This window comes from Microbacterium sp. C-MGS6 (assembly GCF_058140415.1).
Window position 1 is genome coordinate 2383638 of sequence record NZ_CM176934.1, and the last position, 19035, is coordinate 2402672.

Genomic DNA, 19035 nt, shown 5'->3' on the forward strand with positions numbered 1-19035 from the left:
CCGCTACATATACACATACCGTCGACGCTTTGCGGAAAAGTATACTTAGACCATCTTGCATGGCAGGAGCATGAAGATCTCCTTCCGTCCGGCCTGCTCGATGAGCGTGCGCTTGGCCTCCTCCCTGGTGTCATCGGCCTGCGCGCGCAGCACCGCGGCGAGGGGTGCTCCGTGCTCGATCGCGGCGACGATCTGGTCCGCGGCTCGGGTCAGCCCCGGAAGCTCCAGCCGACCCGCCATGGCGGCCAGCGCGTCGGCGAGGGACGACCCCGTCCCGACCTCCACGATCACGCGACGCAGCTCGACCGTGAGCTCCCCCGACCCCACGCCGGCCACGCGCTTCACGGCGTCGAGGAAGCCCTCGCCCGCAGAGAGGCAGAGGGCCAGGAACTCCAGGGTCGTCGGCAACTCCTCGGTGAGGCGCACCTTCCGTGCCCGCACCCGCGCCGACAGCCGCATGTCGTACCCCACACCGGCCGCCGCTCCCGCGAGGAGCGGGATCGACCCGACCGGAAGCGACCACCGACCGATCACGACGAGAACGATGACGGCGAGCGCTCCGGCAGCGATTCCGCCCACGATCACCGCGAGCTGACGACCGCGGAAGGCGACGGGATCGAATGCCGACCCCGCCTGAGCGAGCCGCCGTCGGAGAGCTTCCGTCCCGCCGAGCAGACGGTCGAGCGTCTTCGCACCGCGCGCACCGAGGCGGAACCCTCCGGCAGGCAGGGTGCCGGGCCGGGTGAAGGCGTCGCGCGGCAACACCTCGTCGTCCACGACGTCCCGCACGTACGGCGCGATCCGCGACGCGAGCGACGCTGCCCGCCACCGCGGGAGGCCCGCCAGAAGCGAGAGGACACCCGCGGCGAATCCCCCGCCGAGCAGCACGGCCACGGCCAGCGCGGAGAGCCCACTCACCCGAACCACCGACGGGGCTCGGGCAGCCGACCGATGCGGATCATGAGGCGGAACGCGACGACCGAGACGACCGCGCCCACGACGATCACGACGATGCCCTCCGGTGTGCTGTACGCCTTCGCCCCCTCCGGACGGAGGATCAGGAGGGTGAGGATGATCCACGGCGCCACGGCTCCGAGGACGGCGGCTCCCCGGATCCACGACTGCCGCGCCTCGACCTCGCCGCGGAGCGCCGCGTCAGCACGGACGGATGAGGACAACGCCCGCAGCACGCCGATGAGCTCGGTGCCGCCGACCTGCCGCGCCATCCGCAGCGTCTCGATGATCCGATCCCCGAGCGGATCGGCGAGGACGACCTTCAACCGGTCGAGACTCGCGTCGAACCGTCCACTGCTCCGCAGGTCTCGGGCGAACACGCCGAATGCGGGGCGGAGCGCCGGGGGCGCCGACTCGGCGAGGGTGGCCACCGCATCCGGAAGCGACAGGCCGACGCGGATCGCGGCGATCAGCAGGTCACAGACATCGGGCCAGAGTTGCCGACGCAGACGCCGCAGCCGCAGTCGTCGGCCGCGCAGGTAGGCGATCGGCGCGGTCCCGCCGGCGATCCCGGCGAGGACCGCGAGCGCGGCACTCCCCGTGACGAGCCAGACGAGGGACGCCGCACCGAGGGCGGCGCCGGCGATGCCGATCACGAGGGAGCGGGTCTGCAGAGACGGGAACCCCGCCTCACCCGCCAGACGCACCAGGCGTCCGCGGTGCGCCGTGGAGGTGGAGCGCTCTCCCCTCGGCCACAGCCATGGCGACAGGGTCAGGAGCACGCCGGCCGCAAGCGTCGCGCCGAGAAGGATCGTCATCCGAGGACCCCCGAACCGACCGAGGTCGACCGCAGCGGCCGGTGTGCGGCGGCGCCGAAGACCAGAGTGCTGAGCACCCGTCCCTGGACCACTTCACCCGTCGGGGCGACGATCTCCTCGACGTATCGTCGGCCTGCCGCATCGCGCGCGCAGTGGACGACGAGATCGACCGACGACGCGATCGCCGGAGCGACGAAGCCGCGGTCGATGTTCCGCCCGGCGAGGAGCGGCAGCAGGCACAGCTTGTCGAGCGCCTCCACAGCGGAGTTGGCGTGGACAGTGCAGGCGCCGGGGACGCCGGTGTTGAGTGCCAGCACGAGGTCGAGGGCCTCCGCATCGCGCACCTCTCCGACCACGAGCCGGCCCGGTCGCATCCGCAGAGCTTCCTTCACCAACCGCCGCAGCGTGATCTCACCCGTGCCTTCGAGGCTGGGCTGACGCCCTTGCAGCGCGACCACATCGGGGCCGTCCACCGCGAGCTCGAATGTCTCCTCGACCGTGATGATGCGCTGGTCCGCCGCGCAGGCGGCCAGCAACGCGCCGAGCATGGTCGTCTTTCCCGCGTGGGTCGCCCCGGACACGATCACGGACGCACCTGCCCGCATCGCCTCACCCAGGGCATGCGCGGCATCAGGAGTCAGCGCGCCCTGCGCCGTCAGCGCGTCGAGCGAGCGGTGCCCGGGAAGGAACTTGCGGATGTTGACCACCCACGACCCGCGGACGACATCGGCGATCGCCACGTGCAGCCGCGAACCGTCCGGCAGCGAGGCATCGACGAACGGCTGCCCTATGTCCACGCGCCGCCCCGTCGCCTGCAGCATGCGCTCCACCAGATCCCGCACCGTCGCCTCGTCCAGCCGCAGCGCTGTCCGCTCCGCCACACCACCCCGCGCGGTATGCACGAACCCGTCTCCGTTGATCCACACCTCCTCGATGCCGGGGTCGTCGAGCAGGGGCTGCAGAGCGCCGAACCCACTCACCGCCGCGAGAACGTCCCGCACGCACGCCGCCTCGTCCTCCACGAGCACGCCGCCCCGCGCGAGAGCCCGATCGTCGTGGCGCCGCACCTCCGCCCTTGTAACCTCCCGCGCCCGCTCTGGGTCGATCGCCGGATCCACACCCTCGGTCCGCAGCCGACGCCGAACGAGGTCGGCGATGATCGACGCGGGCTGCTCCATCCCTGCATCCTCGCAACGATCAGCTCCCGGCCCGCGGAGTTATCCACACCCCCCTGCGCGGCCTCCGAACGGAGGCGGTCCGGCACCCGATACGGTGCAGGCATGAAGCGGTTCACTGTCTCGTGCGGGCTCCTCGGCGTTCTCCTCCTGTCCGGCTGCACCGGTGGTCCCGATCTCCTGCAGTGCCAGAGCGTGGCCGCCGTCGACACCGAAGTCGAGGCCTTCTTCGCACAGGACACGGTCGGCGGTACGGCGACTCCGGAGCAGACCGAGCGCCTGAAGGAGTTGGCGGACGAATACGCCGATCTCGACGTCGACGGCGAGGTACAGGAGGCGGCGACGGCCGTAAGCGACGACCTGCGCGCGCTCTACGACTACCGCGTCGGCGTCCAGAACGGCGACGCCGCGGACCCCGACCGCGAGCAGGCACTCCGCCGGACTGCGATCGACACGTTCGTCGAGGGGCAGGCCGTCTGCATCGATGGCTCGTCCTGACGCCGCCGTATCGAGCCGCCCGCCCCGGTGTCAACCGGTACGTCGCCCGTCGTCGCGCTCCCTAGGCTGAGGAGCAGACCTGCGAGGAGACGACGTGCACCGCGCCACACCAGCCGCCCCTGAACCGACCCTGAGCGTGGTCATCCCGGTCAAGGACGATGCGGCGGAACTGCGGCGATGCCTCCGCGCCCTCGCCCGGCAGACACTCCCGCCCGACGAGATCATCGTCGTGGACAACGCCTCGACCGACGATTCGGCCGCGGTGGCCGCCCGGCACGGCGCACGGGTCGTGCGGTGCGAGACTCCGGGCATCCCGGCCGCGAGCGCGACCGGGTACGACACGGCGACGGGCGACGTGATCCTGCGGCTCGACGCCGACGGGGTACCGGGGCCGCGGTGGGTCGAGACGATGACGGCCGCGTACGTGCGGGATCCGCGGGTCGGAGCGTGGACGGGCGGAGCGCATTTCGTCGACGGTCCCCGGTTCCTGCGGAGGCCCCTCGCGGCGGCCTACCTCCTTTCCTACGTCGTCGTGTGCGGCTCCGCCCTGGGCCACGGGCCGTTGTTCGGATCGAACCTCGCCCTCCGCCGCTCGGCCTGGCTCGCCGTCCGGGACCGGGTGCACCGCGACGATGCCGCGCTTCACGACGACCTCGACCTCGCCTTCCATGTCGGCGAGCGCCACCGCATCCGCTGGCTCCTGCACACCGATATGGGCATCTCCATGCGCCCGTTCGGCAGCGGACGCTCCTTCGCCCGCCGCTCCTGGATCGGCGCTCGCACCGTCCTCGTGCACTGGCCCGAGGACTTCCCTCCGGTGCGCTGGGTGCGGCTCGCGCTGCGCCGGGTGCTGCACCGCCTCGGAGTCCCCGCGCCGGGAGCCCGCCGATGACCGCGCCGCTCCTCGGATCGCCGTCCACCACCGAGCTGCACGTCATGACCCTCAACATCCGCCGCGACCTCGGCGCGCTCGCCTGGCCGCCCGCCGACCGCTGGTCGGTTCGACGTCCCCGGCTCACCGCGCTCCTCCGCGCGGAGCGGCCGGAGGTCCTCGGCGTACAGGAGGCCCTGCCCGCGCAGGCTGCCGAGGTCTCCGCCGCGCTCGGCCCGTCGTTCCACCGCGTCGGCCGCGGCCGCCTCGCCGGACCCCGCGGCGAGGGTTGTCCGCTCTTCTACGACGCCGACCGACTGGAACTGGGCGGCTGGCGACAGGTCGCGCTCTCCCGCACCCCCGACCGCCCCGGCTCCCGCTCCTGGCTGAGCGTCTCCCCGCGGGTGGTGGTGGAGGCGTCCTTCCGCGACCGCCGCACCGGCGCCGCCCTCACCGTGCTCAACACCCACCTCGACGCGTTCTCGCCGTGGGCCCGGCTCCGTCAAGCGCAGGCGGTGCACGACGTCGCCGCCGCAGCGGAGAGCCCCGTCGTCCTCGTCGGGGATTTCAACGCCCCCGCCGGCACGGCACCGTGGTGCGCCCTCGAAGCCGACGACGTCCTCCGCGACTCGTGGACGGCGGCCGTCTCCCGCCGCACACCGGCCTGGAGCACGTTCGCCGGCTACCGGTCACCCCGCCGAGGACGCCGCATCGACGGCATCCTCACCTCCCCCGCGCTGCCCGTGCGCCGGGCGGGCATCAACGCCCGGCAGTATGGAGGAGGCTGGCCGTCGGATCATCTCGCCGTGCAGGCCCTGATCGACCTCGCCCCCGGCGCCATCCCACCCGAGGAGACCGCATGAAGGAGGACTTCCTCCGCCCGCCGCACTCCATCGCCGAGTACGGTGCCGACGCCGTTCGCGTGATCGGCGTCCTCAGCGTCCTCGTCGCGGCGATCTGGTCGACCCCGACCGACGCGGGCATCCTCGCACTCGCCCTTCCCGCCCTCATGCTCCCCCGCGTCCTCGGCATGCGCGGCGGCATCGATCTCGCCATCGGCCTGATCGTGCTCGTCGCCGCCGCGAGCAACGTGTTCGACCTGTACCGCACGCTCACCGGGTGGGACCTCGTCGTGCACTTCGTCTGCACGGGAGCCCTCGCCGCCACCGGCTACCTCGTGCTCTCCCGCCTCGGCATCGTCACGGCGCAGGAGACCCCGGCGTTCCGTCCCCGCATCCCCCTCGTGCTCTGCACCGTGATCGGGCTCGCGGCGAGCGCCGTGTGGGAGATGATCGAGTGGGCGGGCCGCACCTTCGTCACCGACGAGATCTTCGTCACCTACGAGGACACCATCGGCGACATGGCGATGGGAGGACTCGGGGCTCTTGCGGCTGGAGTCCTCGTCGCCGTCGTCCGGCTGGAGCGTCGCCGCTCGGCGTGACGGCGTGGAACTGCGGGACGATCCCCAGGGTCGAACGGGGCGCGGGTCAGTAGACTGAAGCCACCGCGCGGGAGTGGTGGAATTGGCAGACACGCAGGATTTAGGTTCCTGTGCCCCAGGGCGTGTGGGTTCAAGTCCCACCTTCCGCACGACGGGTGCTTCGGCGCCCGCATCGCTCCACCGCCGACACCTCACGACCGACGGGAATCCCGCCAGTGCTCGAAAGCATGCTGCACGCCCCTACCGCGCTCATCCCGTGGCTCGATCCGCAGACGATCATCGGGGCGGCGGGCCCGTGGGCGCTCCTCGTGGTCTGCTTCATCATCTTCGCCGAGACGGGTCTGCTGGTCGGCTTCCTCCTGCCCGGTGACACTCTGCTCATCATCGCGGGCCTGCTGACCCACACGAGCAACGTATTCGGCGTGAACATCTGGGTCGTCTCGCTCCTCATCGCGCTCTCCGCGTTCATCGGCGGCGAGGTCGGCTACGTCATCGGGCACAAGGGCGGCCCCGCGGTCTTCGAACGCAAGGAGTCCGGCCTCTTCAGCCGCAAGAACGTCGAGCGCACCAACGCGTTCTTCGAGCGCTTCGGCGGCCTCACCGTGATCCTCGCGCGCTTCGTGCCGATCGTGCGCACGTTCGCCCCGGTCGCCGCGGGTGTGGGCCACATGCCGTGGCGGCGCTACTCGCTCTACAACTTCATCGGGGCGATGATCTGGGGCTTCGGACTCACGATGGTCGGCTACCTCATCGCCTACATCCCGTGGATCCGCCACCTCGTCGTCGAGTACATCGACATCATCCTGCTCATCGCCGTCGGCGGCACCGCGCTCGTCACCCTGTGGCATTACTTCTCCGAGCGCCACAAGGCCAAGAAGGCCGCGGCCGCAGGAGAGGACGTCGTGACCGATCACGAGGAGGCCGAGGAGCTCGTCCTCGACGCCGACGTGTTCGATCGCGCCCCCGACCTGGACGGCGACGGGAAGCACTGACCCGGCCGCGGATCAGCCCGCGTTCTTGGAGCGCTTCTCCTTGGAGCGGGCGACGCTGGCGCGCAGCGCCTCCATCAGGTCGATGACCTCGCCGCCGTCGGCCGCCTTCTCGGCATCGCCGCCGAAGGTCTCCGCCACGTCGAACGTCTCCCCGGCCTCGATCTTCGCGTCGATGAGGGTGCGGAGCTCCTTCTGGTACTCGTCGACGAACTCCTCGGGATCGAAGTCGGCCGAGTAGCTGTCCACGAGCGACGAGGACAACTCCAGCTCCTTCTTCGAGATCCGCACGTCCTCGTCGAGCGACGGGAACTCCGCCTCTCGGACCTCGTCCGACCAGAGCAGCGTCTGCAGCACGAGGACCTTGCCCCGCACGCGCAGCGCGGCGAGCCGGGTCTTCTGGCGCAGCGTGAACCGCACGATCGCGGTGCGGTCGGTCTGCTCGAGTGTCTTGCGCAGCAGCACGTACGCCTTGGGAGACTTCGAGTCGGGCTCCAGGTAGTACGGCTTGTCGAGGGTGAGCGGATCGACCTGGTCGGAGGGCACGAACTCCACGACATCGATCTCGCGGCTCTTCTCCGCCGGCAGCGCCGCGAGGTCGTCCTTGGTGAGCACGACGGTCTGCCCGTCGTCGACGTAGGCGCGATCGATGTCGGAGTAGGCCACCGTCTCGCCGCACACCTCGCACGTGCGCTGGTAGCGGATGCGACCGCCGTCCTTCTCATGCACCTGATGCAGCGGCACGTCGTGGTCCTCGGTCGCCGAGTACACCTTGACCGGCACGTTCACCAGCCCGAACGTCAGGGCGCCCTTCCAGATCGTCCTCATCACACCAGTAGACACCAGCCACACCCGTCACGACCACCCCTTGACTACGCTGGCTCCATGGTGGGAGAGGCGCAGGTCGTGCAGGTCGATGGCCGACGGCTGCGGGTGACCAACCTCGACAAGGTCGTCTACCCGGAGACGGGCACGACCAAGGGCGAGGTCATCGCCTACTACACCACCATCGCTCCGCTCCTCCTCCCGCTCCTCGACGGCCGCCCGGTCACCCGCAAGCGCTGGGTCGAGGGGGTCGGCACCGCCGCTGCTCCCGAGGACTCCTTCTTCACGAAGCAGCTCGAGCCCGGCGCCCCGGAGTGGATCCCGCGACAGGACATCCAGCACTCCGACGGCCCCAAGGCGTACCCGCTGGTGGAGGACGTGCCCACGCTCGTCTGGCTCGCGCAGGTCGCGGCGATCGAGTTGCACGTGCCGCAGTGGCGGTTCACCCCGGAGGGGCTCCCCGGCCGTCCCGACCGTCTCGTGCTCGATCTCGACCCCGGACCCGGCGCCGACCTCGCGCAGTGCGCCGAGGTCGCCCGGATCGCTCGGACGCTCCTCACCGGGATGGGGCTCGACCCTCTGCCCGTGACCAGCGGCAGCAAGGGCATCCACCTCTACGCGGCCCTGCCCGGCGAGCAGACCAGCGACGAGGTCTCCGCCGTGGTCAAAGAGCTGGCGCGCATCATCGAGAACGAGCACCCGGACCTCGCCACGAGCGTCATGTCCAAGGCCGTGCGCGGGGGCAAGGTGTTCCTCGACTGGAGCCAGAACAACGGCAAGAAGACGACGATCTCCCCGTACTCCCTGCGCGGGCGCGCCCGCCCCGGCGTCGCGGCGCCGCGCACCTGGGAGGAGCTCGACGACCCGGGCCTCGCTCACCTCGAGCTGGACGAGGTGCTCGCGCGCGCCGCCGCCGGAATCGATCCGCTCTCCCCCCTCCGCCCCGACACTCCTGCACTGCCGGCGAACGCGCGCGCCGCGACACCGGCTCGAGCCACCGCGATCCGGGCGGCGGCGCCCTCCTCCACCCGTCGCGGCCGGCCGCTCGCCGAGCAGACGGCGTCCCCCACCGGGACCACTCTCCCGTCCCTCGCGCCGATGCTCGCCGAGAACGGCACCCCCGCGATCGCCCGAAGCCTCAGCACGCCGTCGTGGGTGGAGGTGAAGTGGGACGGCATCCGTGCGATCGGCACCTGGCGCGACGGGCACATGTCGCTGCACGCCCGACGCGGCACCGACATCACCGCGCGCTATCCCGAGCTGACGGCCGACGGTGCCCCGTTCCTCCCCGTCGACGAGGCGATCGTCGACGGGGAGATCGTCGCCTTCGACAGCGCCGCCCGGCCGAGCTTCTCCCTGCTGCAGAACCGCATGCACCTCACCCGGCCCCGGGAGATCGAGCGCGAGGTCGTGCGCACACCGGTCGTGTACATGCTGTTCGACCTGCTCCGTCTCGACGGCCACGATCTCACCGGGATGCCGCTCCGCGAGCGCCGCACTCTGCTCGGCGACATCGTGGCGGGGGTCGACGCGCCCATCCAGGTCCCTCCCGTCTTCGACGACGTGGACGCAGCGCTCGCCGCCAGCGAGGAGTTCGGGCTGGAGGGCGTCGTCGTGAAGGATCCCGCCTCCCGGTACCGTGCCGGCCAGCGCTCACCCTCCTGGCTCAAGCTCAAGAACACCCGCATGCAGGAGGCGGTGATCGTCGGCATCCGCCCGGGGAAGGGCGAGCGCGAGGGCACTCTCGGCTCTCTCCTCCTGGCGATCCCGGAGGGTGGCGACCTCCGCTACATCGGCCGGGTGGGCACCGGCTTCACGGACCGCATCCTCCGCGACCTCCTGGCCCGCCTGGAGCCGCTGCGGGTGCCAGGCGCACCGCTCGACGGCGTCCCCCGCCCCGACGCCTCCGACGCCCTGTGGGTGCGCGCCGAACTCGTGGGCGAGGTGGAGTTCGCGAACTGGACGCCGGACGGTATCCTCCGGCACGCCCGCTGGCGAGGTCTGCGCCCGGACAAGACCGTCGACGAGATCACCGTCGAGGCGTGAGCGGCTCCCTCAGGCGTGGTGCGGTTCGCAGTCGCTCTGCTCGGCCGGTTCGATCTGGAACGTGGAGTGCGCCACGTCGAAGTGATCCGCGAGGCATGCCTGCATCTCCGACAGCAGCGCCGCCGAGCGGCCGTCCGCCAGCAGGTCCGGGCGCACGCTGACGTGCGCGGTGAAGACGGGGGCTCCGCGGGTGAGCTGCCACACGTGCACGTCATGGACTCCGACGACGCCGTCGTAGCCGAGCAGGTGAGTGCGGATCTCCCCGACGGCCATGCCCTTCGGCGCCGACTCGGCGAGGACGGAGAACACCTCCTTGAGCAGGACGAATGCCCGGGGGATGATCATCGCCGCGATGAACAGCGAGGCGAGGGCGTCGGCCGGCATCCAGCCCGTCACGAGGATCACACCGGCCGCGATGATGACCATCAGTGAGCCGAGCAGGTCGCCCATCACCTCGAGGTAGGCGCCGCGCACGTTGAGGTTCGTCCGCTGGGCCCGGCTGAGCAGCCACATCGACACCGCGTTCGCGACGAGGCCGACGACGGCGACGACGAGCATCAGCCCTCCCGCGACCTCGACCTCGGAGGGGTTCAGCAGCCGCTGCACGCCCTGCACGGCGACGACCGTGGCGAGGGCGATGAGGATGACCGCGTTGATGAGTGCGCCGAACACCTCGGCCCGCTGGTAGCCGAACGTCCGGCGGTCGTCCGCGGGGCGCGCCGCCACGGTCGCGGCGATCAGTGCGATCACGAGCGCCGAGGCGTCCGTGAACATGTGCGCAGCGTCCGCGAGCAGCGCCAGCGAGCCGGTGAGGAGGGCGCCGACGACCTGCACGATCATCACCGTGGCCGTGAGGGTCAGGGAGATCGCGAGGAGGCGGCGGCTGCTCGCCGAACGGAGACCGCCAGGGGCGGGCGCATGATCGTGCATGCCCCCAGGCTAGCCCGGCGGTGGGCCCGACAAGGCCGTTCCCGGCTAGTCGGGAACAGTAACGATTCTCACCGTCAGCAGGGGTTCTTCTCTTCGACGATCAGAGCGTGGCGAGCAGCGGCACGAGCGCCGTGAAGGCGCGCGCGCGATGCGACTGCGCCTGCTTCTCCTCCGCCGTGAACTCCCCGACCGTGCGCTGTGCGCCGTCCGGCTGACCGTCCGGGATGAAGATCGGGTCGTACCCGAAACCCCCGGCTCCCGACGCCTCGCGGGCGAGCCGTCCTGGCCAGATCCCCTCCACGACGTGCTCGCGACCGTCCGGGAGGACGAGGGCGATCGTCGAGGTGAAGTGCGCGGAGCGATGACGGTCGGCGATGTCGCGCAGCTGATCGAGCAGCAGCTCCAGGTTCGCCGCGGCGTCCTTCTTCTGACCGGCCCAGTACGCCGAGAACACTCCGGGCGACCCGCCGAGCACGTCCACGCAGATGCCGGAGTCGTCGGCGAGCGCCGCGAGGCCGGTGTGCGCGGCGGCCGCTCGCGCCTTGAGGAGCGCGTTCTCGGCGAACGTCACTCCGTCCTCGACCGGCTCGGGGCCGTCGTAGCCGACGACCTCCAGGTCGGGCCGTGTCTGCTGCACGATCTGCTGGAACTCCGCCACCTTGTGCGGGTTATGGGTCGCCAGGACGACGCGCATGCTCAGGCTCCTGCCAGAGCGGCGAGCTGCCGGTCCTTCAGGTCCGCGCAGCCGGCGACGCCGAGGTCGAGGAGCGCGTCGAGCTCACGCTTGTCGAACGGCGCCCCTTCGGCCGTGCCCTGCACCTCGACGAAAAGGCCACGGCCGGTCACGACGACGTTCATGTCGGTCTCGGCGCGGACATCCTCGACGTAGGCGAGGTCGAGCATCGGCTCCCCGTCCACGATGCCGACGGACACCGCGGAGACGGAGTCGAGCAGCGGCGTCGAGTTCTTGCCGATGAACTTCTTCTCCCGGCCCCACTCGATCGCGTCGGCCAGGGCGACATAGGCGCCGGTGATCGCCGCGGTGCGGGTGCCACCGTCGGCCTGGAGCACGTCGCAGTCGATGACGATGGTGTTCTCGCCGAGCGCCTTGGTGTCGACGACGGCGCGCAGCGCGCGGCCGATGAGTCGGGAGATCTCGTGCGTCCGACCGCCGATGCGGCCCTTCACGCTCTCCCGGTCGTTGCGGCTGTTCGTCGCTCGCGGGAGCATCGCATACTCGGCCGTGACCCAGCCCTTGCCCTTGCCGGTGAGCCACCGGGGCACGCCGTTCGTGAACGAGGCGGTGCACAGCACCTTCGTGCCGCCGAAGCTGATGAGGGCCGACCCCTCGGCCTGCGCGCTCCAGCCGCGCTCAATGGTGATCTCGCGCAGCTGCGAGGTGGAACGGCCGTCGGCGCGGACGATGTCGGTCATGAGCTTCTCTCGGTCGGGGATGGAGCGACGGGCTCAGCGCGCGTCGAGGGCGGAATCGGGAAGCGTGATGACGCCGGTCTGGACGAGCTGCACGTCGCGCACCTCGCGACCCATGAGGCGGTTGGCGAGCGCCGTGAAGTCGTCGGCGGAGTCGCCCGTGGCCTCGTAGACGTAGGTGGCGGTGGCATCGGCCGGCGCCAGCAGATCGCCGCGGACGAGCTGGCGGTAGACGTCGCCCGCGGTCTCGTCGTCGCTGGAGACCAGCGTCACGCCCTCCCCCATGACGTAGCTGATGGCGCCGCGGAGGAACGGATAGTGCGTGCACCCGAGGACGAGCGTGTCCACGTCGGCCTCGCGCAGCGGCGCGAGGTACTCCTCGGCGACGGCCAGCACCTCGGGGGTGCCGGTGACACCGGCCTCGACGAACTCGACGAACCGGGGGCACGCGGCGGTGAACACCTGCAGGCGCTCGTTCACCTCGAGCATGTCCTGGTAGGCCCGCGAACCGATCGTGCCGACCGTGCCGATCACACCGACACGGCCGTTCCTCGTGGTCGACACCGCGCGGCGCACGGCGGGGCCGATCACCTCGACCACCGGCACGTCGTAGCGTTCGCGTGCGTCGCGCAGCATCGCCGCCGACGCGGTGTTGCAGGCGATGACCAGCATCTTCACGCCCTGGTCGACCAGGGTGTCGAGCACTTCGAGCGCATAGCGCCGGACATCGGCGATGGGCTTGGGCCCGTACGGCGAGTGGGCGGTGTCGCCGATGTAGACGAACGATTCGCGGGGCAGCTGGGCGCGGATGGCCCTGGCCACCGTGAGCCCGCCGACACCGGAGTCGAAGATCCCGATGGGCGCGTCGTTCATGACTCCCCAGCCTACCCGCGTGCGCGCCGCCTCGTGCATCACGGCCTCACTAAGCTGAGCGCATGACCACGTCGACGGCGCTGCTCACCGACCGTTACGAGCTCACGATGCTCGCCGCCTCGCTCCGGGACGGCACCGCCTCCCGCCCGAGTGTCTTCGAGCTCTTCTCCCGACGCCTGTCCGGCGGACGCCGCTTCGGCGTCGTCGCCGGAACCGGACGCCTGCTCGGCCTGCTGCGCGACTTCCGTTTCGGCGACGACGAGCTGCGCTTCCTCCGCGACGAGCGGGTCGTCGACGCCGAGACCCTCGCCTCCCTCGAGCGCTATCGCTTCACCGGCACGATCCGGGGTTACCGCGAGGGCGAGCTCTACTTCCCCGGGTCGCCCATCCTCACGGTCGAGGGATCGTTCGCGGACGCCGTCGTCCTGGAGACGCTCGCCCTGAGCGTCCTCAACCACGACTCCGCGGTCGCCACGGCCGCGGCCCGCATGAGCATCGCCGCCGGCGAGCGTCCTCTCGCCGAGATGGGCTCCCGGCGGGCAGCCGAGCGCTCCGCTGTCGCCGCAGCACGGGCGGCGTACATCGCCGGGTTCGGCGCCACGAGCAACCTCGAGGCCGGCCGCGCCTGGGGAATCCCGACCATGGGCACCGCTGCGCACTCGTGGACGCTGCTGCACGACAGCGAGGAGGACGCCTTCCGTGCTCAAGTCGAGAGCATGGGCGTGGACACGACGCTCCTCGTCGACACCTACGACATCCGCACCGGCGTCGAGACGGCGATCCGGGTGGCCGGGACCGGGCTCGGCGGCGTCCGCATCGACTCCGGGGACCTGCCGACCGTCGCCGCCGAGGTCCGAGCGCAACTGGACGAGCTCGGCGCCACCGAGACCCGCATCACGGTCACGAGCGACCTCGACGAGTACGCGATCGCCGCGCTGGCGGCCTCCCCCGTGGACGCGTACGGCGTCGGCACCTCCGTCGTGACCGGTTCCGGATACCCCACGGCGAGCATGGTCTACAAGCTCGTCGCCCGGCAGGACGCCGACGGCTCGTGGGTCGGGGTCGCCAAGGCGTCCGCGGACAAGGCGTCGTTCGGTGGCCGCAAGGCGGCGTTCCGCACGCTCAGCGACGGGGTCGCCGCGGCGGAGACGGTCGTCGTCTCGGACGGGTTCGAGGCGCTGGACACGCCTGCCGAGCACCTGGACGGCCGACCGCTCCAGGTCACCCTCGTCGAGGGCGGAGAGATCGAGACCGCCTTCGAGGGCGCCGCAGGGACGGCTTCCGCCCGCGCGCATCACCTGCGTGTCCGTGAAGAGCTGCCGGTGCGTGCGTTGGCACTCAGCAAGTCGGACCCGGCGATCCCGACGGTCTACGTCGAGGCGGACTGAAGCGGAGCCGAGCGACGGCGGTCAGCCGACCATCGACTCGTAGATCTCCTTGCACGTCGGGCAGATCGGGAACTTCTCCGGATCGCGGCCCGGCGTCCACTTCTTGCCGCAGAGCGCGCGGACGGGCTTGCCCGTGATCGCCGACTCGAGGATCTTGTCCTTCTTGACGTAGTGCGAGAAGCGCTCGTGGTCGCCCGGTTCGATGTTCTCCTCGCGGAGGAGCTCTTCCAGTTCGCGATCAAGCGTTGCCACGCCGCCCTGATCGGGGCTGTCCAGCGGAGTACTCATCCCGCGATTCTAGCCGCGTCTCCGCCTCGGCGGGGCGGTCTCACGCGGTCTCGACGAACTCCATCAGACGTTCGCCGCTGTGCTCGAAGATGCGTCCGCCGATCACGGCTCCTCCGATGAAGGCGGCGATGCCGGTGGCGATGCCGACCCAGAAAGCCGCCGGCGCGAAGCCGGGATCGGCGACGATGCTCGCACCGAACAGCCAGATGGTGGGCACGCTCAGGAGGATCGCACCGAGGAACGCCGCCGCCGGGCCGTAGATCCCTCGGGAGGTCGGGCGCTGCGGCTGCTGGAACGGGCTGTCCCCGGGACGGGAGACCGCGTACGGCGCCACCACCGACACCACGCTGGAGATGCCGAGGGCGGAGAACAGCAGGCTCGCACCGAGGCCGACGAGCGGGAGGAGAAGACTCCAGCGCCCGGCCAGCAGGAGCGAGAGCGGTACGGCGATCGCCAGCACCGGCACGGCGACCAGGAGCACCGGCACCAGGCGTCCGAGACGGTCCGGAACCCCGCGGACACCGCTCGCGACGTGCGTCCAGAGGGCCGTCGAGTCGTAGGCGACGTCGTTGTGGGGCAACCATCCGAAGAAGAGGGCCATGACGGGCACGGGGACGAGGGCGGCGATCTCGACCGGCACGCCCGCGACGATCAGCGGGAACACCGTCAGCACGCCCGCCACGGGCACGACGATGATGTTCATGATGTACCGGCGGTCGCGCAGCCAGTACACGAGGCTTCGCGACGCGATGGCGCCGAAGGCGTTGGAGGGCAGCAGGCCGAACCAGCCGAGTCCGCTGCGCTCGCGCGCCGCCACCGGACGCTCGGTCGTCGTCAGCAGGCGCCGTACGAACCAGGTCCAGGCGAACCACAGCAGCGCGAGGGTGACGGCAGCCACCAGTCCGCTTCCCCACGCCGCGGCCGTCTCGCCTTCGGCCGCCGCGAACATCGCCGCCGGCGAGGCGGCGAGCGGCGTGAAGCCGATCACCGAGGTCAGGGTCGCCAGTGACGCCGGCACCTCACCGTCCCAGCGGAGCGAGCCGAGGAACACGGCGACCGGGAACGCGATGACGATCAGGGCCAGGGCGAACAGCGCGGTGAGCTCCCGGGAACGACGCTCCGGGAGCAGAAGCGCGTTGAGCGCCATCCCGACCCGGGACAGGAGGATGGTCGACAGCAGCCCGATCACCGCCAGGAGGACGGCCGGCACCCACGGTGCGCCGGCGCGGATCGCGACGACCGTCACGCTGATGTAGACCGCGAGGAGCGCGAGGCTCGGCACGCTGACCAGCGACGCGAGCGCCAGCACCCCTGGCATCTTCCGCTCGTCGACGCCGAACACCGCGAAGCGCCGCGGATCGAGCTGATCGACGGCTCCCACGAGCAGCGGCCCCACGAGGAAGCCGAGCAGAAGGGCAGCGCCACCGAGCACCGTCACGGCCTGGGAGACCGGCACCGGCGCGTCGCCGAGGCTGAAGACCGCCACGCAGACCACCACGGTGACCGCGACGACCGCGCCGAAGGAGAGCAGGGTGCGCGCCCGGTGTTCCCCGCGCAGGGCGCCCAGGAGAAGCGCGAACCTCAGTCGGAGAACGTGTGCAGCCACTCGAGCCCCTCCACCTCTCCGCTGGAACCTGCGAGCTCCACGAAGCGCGATTCGAGCGTCTGTCCCGCGCGCACCTCGTCGATCGTGCCCTCGGCCAGGACCTCACCGTTGACGATGATGGCCACCCGGGAGCACACGCGCTCGACGAGATCCATCCCATGGCTCGACAGGATCACCGTGCCGCCGTGCGAGACGTAGGCGCGGAGGATGTCGAGGATCACGGCGGAGGAGACCGGATCGACGGATTCGAACGGTTCGTCGAGAACGAGGACGCGCGGAGAGTGGATCATCGCGCCGGCGAGCATGATCTTCTTCGTCATGCCCGCGGAATAGTCCGACACGACCCGATTCAGGGCGTCGCCGAGGTCGAAGGCCCTGGCGAGGTCGCCGGTGCGCTTCTCGATGACGTCGGCGGAGAGCCCACGCAGCAGCCCGTAGTAATACAGCAGCTGTCGGCCGGTGAGCCGGTCGAAGGTGCGCAGCCGGTCGGGCAGGACGCCCATGACGCGCTTCGCCGCCAGGGGCTCGGCCGCCTGGTCGATGCCGCAGATGAGGACGCTGCCCTCGTCCGCGCGCAGGAGACCCGCGACGATCGAGAGGGTCGTGGTCTTGCCGGCGCCGTTGGGGCCGACGATGCCGTAGAAGGAGGCCGCGGGCACGGTGAGGTCGATGCCGTCGACCGCGCGGTTCTCGCCGAACTGCTTCACGAGACCGCGGATGCGGATCGCCTCGGTGGCGGGCTCGGCTGCCGCCGAGTCATCGGCCTCGGTCGGGGGCTCCTCGGCGATCACCGCTTCGACGACCTCGACGGTCTCCACCTCCGCGACGCGCCGGTCATCGGGCGCGGGCTCCTTGGTCACCGGCAGCGCGGTGTCCGACACCTCCACCACGGACTCCGCCGCAGCAGGCTCCTCGACCGGCGTCGCTTCCTCGGCGGTGTCTCGGGCCGGTGTCGCCGTCTCGACGGACGAGATGCCGGCCTCGTCCGTCTCGACGGTCTCTGCGGCCACGGTCTGCGCCTGCACCGCGCCGGACTCCTCCGGCTGCGTCTCGGCCGTTCTCACCTCTGCGGCTGCGGACTCGACGGTCCCGACCTCAGCCGCCTGGGCCTCCGCGGCCTCGGCCTTCACGGCCTCGTCTTCGGCGGCCTTCGCCGCGGCCGCCTTCGCCGCGGCTGCCTTCGCCGCAGCGGTCTTGGCGGCGGTGGTCTTGGCCGTCGTCTTGGCCGCCGAGGCCTTCGCGGCAGCGGTCTTCGCCGCGGCGGCCTTGGCCGCAGCCGTCTTGGCCGCCGATGTGCTCGCCGCCTTCATCGACGTCGCGGCCGGACGCTTCGAGCCGGTCGAGCGTGCGGCCGTGTTCTTCGCCGCAGCCGCGCGGGCGGCGGACGCCGTGCGAGCGCCTGCTGGAGCGGTCGCGGGATCGACACTCGCCGCGGGGGTGGGCTCGACCACGACCTCAGCCGTGGGCGCGGCCTTCTCGGCTGCCGCCTTGGTCGGTGCGGGCCTCGCCGTCCGCGCGGCGGTCGGCTTCTTCGCCGCGGCAGTCCTCGTCGAAGTGGAGGACTTCGCCGCGGTGGACTTCGCGGCCGTGGTCTTCGCGGCGGAGGGTGTGGCGGCCGTCGTCTTCGCAGCTGCCGACTTCGGAGCCGCGGTCTTCGCGGCCGTGGTCTTCGCCGCAGCAGACTTCGCCGCGGGGGTCTTCGCAGCCGTGGTCTTCGCCGCAGCGGACTTCGCCGCGGTGCTCTTCGCGGCCGCGGGCTTCTTCGCAGCCGGCTTGTCCGCTGCGGCCGTCTGCGCCTTGGCCGAGGCCGAGGTCGACTTCTTCGCGGCGGTGGACGCGGCAGGTCTCTTGGCGGCCGGTTTCCGAGCGGGCGCGGAGGCCTCGGTCGGAGTCTCGGCTCCCTCTGCCTGGGGGGTGGGGTCATCAGGGGAGGAAGTCACCGTCCTACGGTATCAACGGGTGGCTGAGAGCCAAGGCCCCACGCGACATTCCGCAACCGGATCCCCTCCTTGGCGCTTTCCGCAAGGGGGTTGTCGTCCCTGTGCGTTGCGTGTGTACTCGATCACGAAATGGCAACGGGGCCTGCCTGGCCCCGGGGTTCTCAGGGGGAATCGCTAGCATGATCCCCGGCACGACGAAGTGTCTGGTCGGTGAACCGACCGTGAACACAACTTCCTTAGGAGTATTCGTGACTCTTCAGACCGTCATCCTCGCAGCCGGCATGGGCTCTCGCCTCGGCCGCGCGCTGCCCAAGCCGCTCACCGAGCTCAACGACGGCCGCACGATCATGGGCCAGCAGCACGACAACATCCGCGCCGCTTTCGGCTCCGACGCACGCATCACCACGGTGGTGGGCTACCGCGCCGAGACCATCATCGAGGCCTTCCCCTCCGTGAACTACGTCCACAACGACCGCTACGACGAGACGAACACGTCGAAGAGCCTTCTGCGCGCCCTGAGCGCCACCGGCAAGAGCGGCGTGCTGTGGATGAACGGCGATGTCGTCTTCGACCCGATGATCCTCGGCCGCGCCGCCGCATACATCGAGCGCGACCAGTCGTTCGTCACCGTCAACACCGCCAAGGTCAGCGATGAAGAGGTGAAGTACACCGTCACCGCGGAGGGCTTCATCAAGGAGTTGTCCAAGTCGGTCAAGGGCGGCCTGGGCGAGGCCGTCGGCATCAACTACATCTCGTCGGGCTTCAAGAAGGCGTTCATGCGCCAGCTGCAGCGCGTCGAGGACCAGGACTACTTCGAGCGCGGCCTCGAGCTGGCGATCGCCGAGGACGGCCTGCTGCTCGAGCCGATGGACGTCTCCGACCTGTACGCGGTCGAGGTCGACTTCGCAGAGGACCTGGAGCGCGCGAACCTCTTCGTGTGACGCTCCCCTCCGAGAGCCCCG

The 19035-nt window shown here is 70.9% G+C and carries 19 protein-coding genes and 1 tRNA gene; 9 read left to right on the forward strand and 11 right to left on the reverse strand.

What is annotated here, in order from left to right:
- Positions 1 to 45 precede the first annotated feature (45 nt).
- From AC3B5L_RS11715 to AC3B5L_RS11725, 3 genes are read right to left on the reverse strand one after another with little or no spacing between them, the layout of a single operon-like run.
- Entirely contained in the window at positions 46 to 918 is an 873-nt protein-coding gene (locus AC3B5L_RS11715; RefSeq protein ID WP_490095801.1) for a type II secretion system F family protein, read from the reverse strand.
- Entirely contained in the window at positions 915 to 1772 is an 858-nt protein-coding gene (locus AC3B5L_RS11720) for a type II secretion system F family protein (protein WP_366237668.1), read from the reverse strand. The genes AC3B5L_RS11715 and AC3B5L_RS11720 overlap by 4 nt, the downstream gene beginning before the upstream one ends.
- Complete coding sequence (locus AC3B5L_RS11725) at positions 1769 to 2950, reverse strand: TadA family conjugal transfer-associated ATPase (protein ID WP_490095802.1); 1182 nt, start codon at positions 2948 to 2950, stop codon at positions 1769 to 1771. The genes AC3B5L_RS11720 and AC3B5L_RS11725 overlap by 4 nt, the downstream gene beginning before the upstream one ends.
- 102 nt (positions 2951 to 3052) lie before the next feature.
- On the opposite strand from AC3B5L_RS11725, the gene AC3B5L_RS11730 reads away from it, so the two are divergent.
- The 6 genes from AC3B5L_RS11730 (at position 3053) to AC3B5L_RS11755 (ending at position 6749) form a co-directional block, all read left to right on the forward strand.
- Positions 3053 to 3445 carry a hypothetical protein gene (locus tag AC3B5L_RS11730; RefSeq protein ID WP_259954209.1) on the forward strand — a complete coding sequence of 131 codons (393 nt, stop codon included), beginning with the start codon at positions 3053 to 3055 and terminating at the stop codon, positions 3443 to 3445.
- 94 nt (positions 3446 to 3539) lie between these two features.
- On the forward strand, positions 3540 to 4337 hold the full coding sequence (locus tag AC3B5L_RS11735; protein WP_187661908.1) for a glycosyltransferase family 2 protein: 798 nt from the start codon (positions 3540 to 3542) through the stop codon (positions 4335 to 4337).
- Positions 4334 to 5179 (forward strand): endonuclease/exonuclease/phosphatase family protein, encoded by an 846-nt coding sequence (locus AC3B5L_RS11740; protein WP_259954211.1) that lies wholly within the window; start codon positions 4334 to 4336, stop codon positions 5177 to 5179. The genes AC3B5L_RS11735 and AC3B5L_RS11740 overlap by 4 nt, the downstream gene beginning before the upstream one ends.
- Positions 5176 to 5757, forward strand: a complete 582-nt coding sequence (locus tag AC3B5L_RS11745) for a DUF2238 domain-containing protein (RefSeq protein WP_259954213.1) — start codon at positions 5176 to 5178, stop codon at positions 5755 to 5757. The genes AC3B5L_RS11740 and AC3B5L_RS11745 overlap by 4 nt, the downstream gene beginning before the upstream one ends.
- A 67-nt stretch (positions 5758 to 5824) precedes the next feature.
- Positions 5825 to 5906, forward strand: a tRNA-Leu gene (locus tag AC3B5L_RS11750).
- Positions 5907 to 5984: 78 nt separating this feature from the next.
- Complete coding sequence (locus AC3B5L_RS11755) at positions 5985 to 6749, forward strand: DedA family protein (protein WP_259954214.1); 765 nt, start codon at positions 5985 to 5987, stop codon at positions 6747 to 6749.
- A 12-nt stretch (positions 6750 to 6761) separates the two neighbouring features.
- Here AC3B5L_RS11755 and ku read toward each other — a convergent pair whose 3' ends face one another.
- Positions 6762 to 7574 (reverse strand): non-homologous end joining protein Ku, encoded by an 813-nt coding sequence (gene ku / locus AC3B5L_RS11760; protein WP_187661912.1) that lies wholly within the window; start codon positions 7572 to 7574, stop codon positions 6762 to 6764.
- A gap of 57 nt (positions 7575 to 7631) precedes the next feature.
- Between ku and ligD the strand changes: the two genes are divergently transcribed.
- Positions 7632 to 9617, forward strand: coding sequence for a non-homologous end-joining DNA ligase (ligD, locus tag AC3B5L_RS11765; RefSeq protein WP_268776842.1), 1986 nt, complete (start codon positions 7632 to 7634; stop codon positions 9615 to 9617).
- 9 nt (positions 9618 to 9626) lie between these two features.
- Here ligD and AC3B5L_RS11770 read toward each other — a convergent pair whose 3' ends face one another.
- From AC3B5L_RS11770 to murI, 4 genes are all read right to left on the reverse strand, one after another.
- Positions 9627 to 10547: a cation diffusion facilitator family transporter gene (locus tag AC3B5L_RS11770; RefSeq protein WP_025105315.1), complete on the reverse strand. Its 921-nt coding sequence runs from the start codon at positions 10545 to 10547 to the stop codon at positions 9627 to 9629.
- Positions 10548 to 10647: 100 nt separating this feature from the next.
- On the reverse strand, positions 10648 to 11241 hold the full coding sequence (rdgB, locus tag AC3B5L_RS11775) for an RdgB/HAM1 family non-canonical purine NTP pyrophosphatase (RefSeq protein WP_268776841.1): 594 nt from the start codon (positions 11239 to 11241) through the stop codon (positions 10648 to 10650).
- A 2-nt stretch (positions 11242 to 11243) separates the two neighbouring features.
- Complete coding sequence (rph, locus tag AC3B5L_RS11780; RefSeq protein ID WP_259954222.1) at positions 11244 to 11981, reverse strand: ribonuclease PH; 738 nt, start codon at positions 11979 to 11981, stop codon at positions 11244 to 11246.
- Between the two features lie 33 nt (positions 11982 to 12014).
- Entirely contained in the window at positions 12015 to 12851 is an 837-nt protein-coding gene (gene murI / locus AC3B5L_RS11785; protein WP_187661916.1) for a glutamate racemase, read from the reverse strand.
- A gap of 62 nt (positions 12852 to 12913) precedes the next feature.
- Here murI and AC3B5L_RS11790 point away from each other — a divergent pair, with 62 nt between their 5' ends.
- Positions 12914 to 14239 carry a nicotinate phosphoribosyltransferase gene (locus AC3B5L_RS11790; protein ID WP_268776840.1) on the forward strand — a complete coding sequence of 442 codons (1326 nt, stop codon included), beginning with the start codon at positions 12914 to 12916 and terminating at the stop codon, positions 14237 to 14239.
- Positions 14240 to 14260: 21 nt separating this feature from the next.
- On the opposite strand, the gene AC3B5L_RS11795 is transcribed toward AC3B5L_RS11790, so the two are convergent.
- The 3 genes from AC3B5L_RS11795 to AC3B5L_RS11805 are packed head-to-tail and all read right to left on the reverse strand — an operon-like array spanning position 14261 to position 18073.
- Entirely contained in the window at positions 14261 to 14527 is a 267-nt protein-coding gene (locus AC3B5L_RS11795) for a DUF3039 domain-containing protein (protein WP_060923586.1), read from the reverse strand.
- Between the two features lie 40 nt (positions 14528 to 14567).
- Positions 14568 to 16133 (reverse strand): hypothetical protein, encoded by a 1566-nt coding sequence (locus AC3B5L_RS11800; protein WP_268776839.1) that lies wholly within the window; start codon positions 16131 to 16133, stop codon positions 14568 to 14570.
- On the reverse strand, positions 16109 to 18073 hold the full coding sequence (locus tag AC3B5L_RS11805) for an ABC transporter ATP-binding protein (protein ID WP_327036722.1): 1965 nt from the start codon (positions 18071 to 18073) through the stop codon (positions 16109 to 16111). The genes AC3B5L_RS11800 and AC3B5L_RS11805 overlap by 25 nt, the downstream gene beginning before the upstream one ends.
- A 248-nt stretch (positions 18074 to 18321) precedes the next feature.
- Between AC3B5L_RS11805 and AC3B5L_RS11810 the strand changes: the two genes are divergently transcribed.
- The gene (locus tag AC3B5L_RS11810) at positions 18322 to 19014 is read left to right on the forward strand and encodes a phosphocholine cytidylyltransferase family protein (RefSeq protein WP_060923420.1); all 693 of its coding nucleotides are present in this window, start codon (positions 18322 to 18324) and stop codon (positions 19012 to 19014) included.
- Positions 19015 to 19035 lie beyond the last annotated feature (21 nt).

What these genes read in the sequence shown, in the direction of transcription:
- ligD (WP_268776842.1), top strand. Translation starts at nt 7,632, where the DNA reads ATGGTGGGAGAGGCGCAGGTCGTGCAGGTCGATGGCCGACGGCTGCGG.
- AC3B5L_RS11790 (WP_268776840.1), top strand. Translation starts at nt 12,914, where the DNA reads ATGACCACGTCGACGGCGCTGCTCACCGACCGTTACGAGCTCACGATG.
- AC3B5L_RS11720 (WP_366237668.1), bottom strand. Translation starts at nt 1,772, where the DNA reads ATGACGATCCTTCTCGGCGCGACGCTTGCGGCCGGCGTGCTCCTGACC.
- AC3B5L_RS11770 (WP_025105315.1), bottom strand. Translation starts at nt 10,547, where the DNA reads ATGCACGATCATGCGCCCGCCCCTGGCGGTCTCCGTTCGGCGAGCAGC.
- AC3B5L_RS11795 (WP_060923586.1), bottom strand. Translation starts at nt 14,527, where the DNA reads ATGAGTACTCCGCTGGACAGCCCCGATCAGGGCGGCGTGGCAACGCTT.
- AC3B5L_RS11745 (WP_259954213.1), top strand. Translation starts at nt 5,176, where the DNA reads ATGAAGGAGGACTTCCTCCGCCCGCCGCACTCCATCGCCGAGTACGGT.
- murI (WP_187661916.1), bottom strand. Translation starts at nt 12,851, where the DNA reads ATGAACGACGCGCCCATCGGGATCTTCGACTCCGGTGTCGGCGGGCTC.
- rdgB (WP_268776841.1), bottom strand. Translation starts at nt 11,241, where the DNA reads ATGCGCGTCGTCCTGGCGACCCATAACCCGCACAAGGTGGCGGAGTTC.
- AC3B5L_RS11740 (WP_259954211.1), top strand. Translation starts at nt 4,334, where the DNA reads ATGACCGCGCCGCTCCTCGGATCGCCGTCCACCACCGAGCTGCACGTC.
- AC3B5L_RS11755 (WP_259954214.1), top strand. Translation starts at nt 5,985, where the DNA reads ATGCTGCACGCCCCTACCGCGCTCATCCCGTGGCTCGATCCGCAGACG.
- ku (WP_187661912.1), bottom strand. Translation starts at nt 7,574, where the DNA reads ATGAGGACGATCTGGAAGGGCGCCCTGACGTTCGGGCTGGTGAACGTG.
- AC3B5L_RS11725 (WP_490095802.1), bottom strand. Translation starts at nt 2,950, where the DNA reads ATGGAGCAGCCCGCGTCGATCATCGCCGACCTCGTTCGGCGTCGGCTG.
- AC3B5L_RS11730 (WP_259954209.1), top strand. Translation starts at nt 3,053, where the DNA reads ATGAAGCGGTTCACTGTCTCGTGCGGGCTCCTCGGCGTTCTCCTCCTG.
- rph (WP_259954222.1), bottom strand. Translation starts at nt 11,981, where the DNA reads ATGACCGACATCGTCCGCGCCGACGGCCGTTCCACCTCGCAGCTGCGC.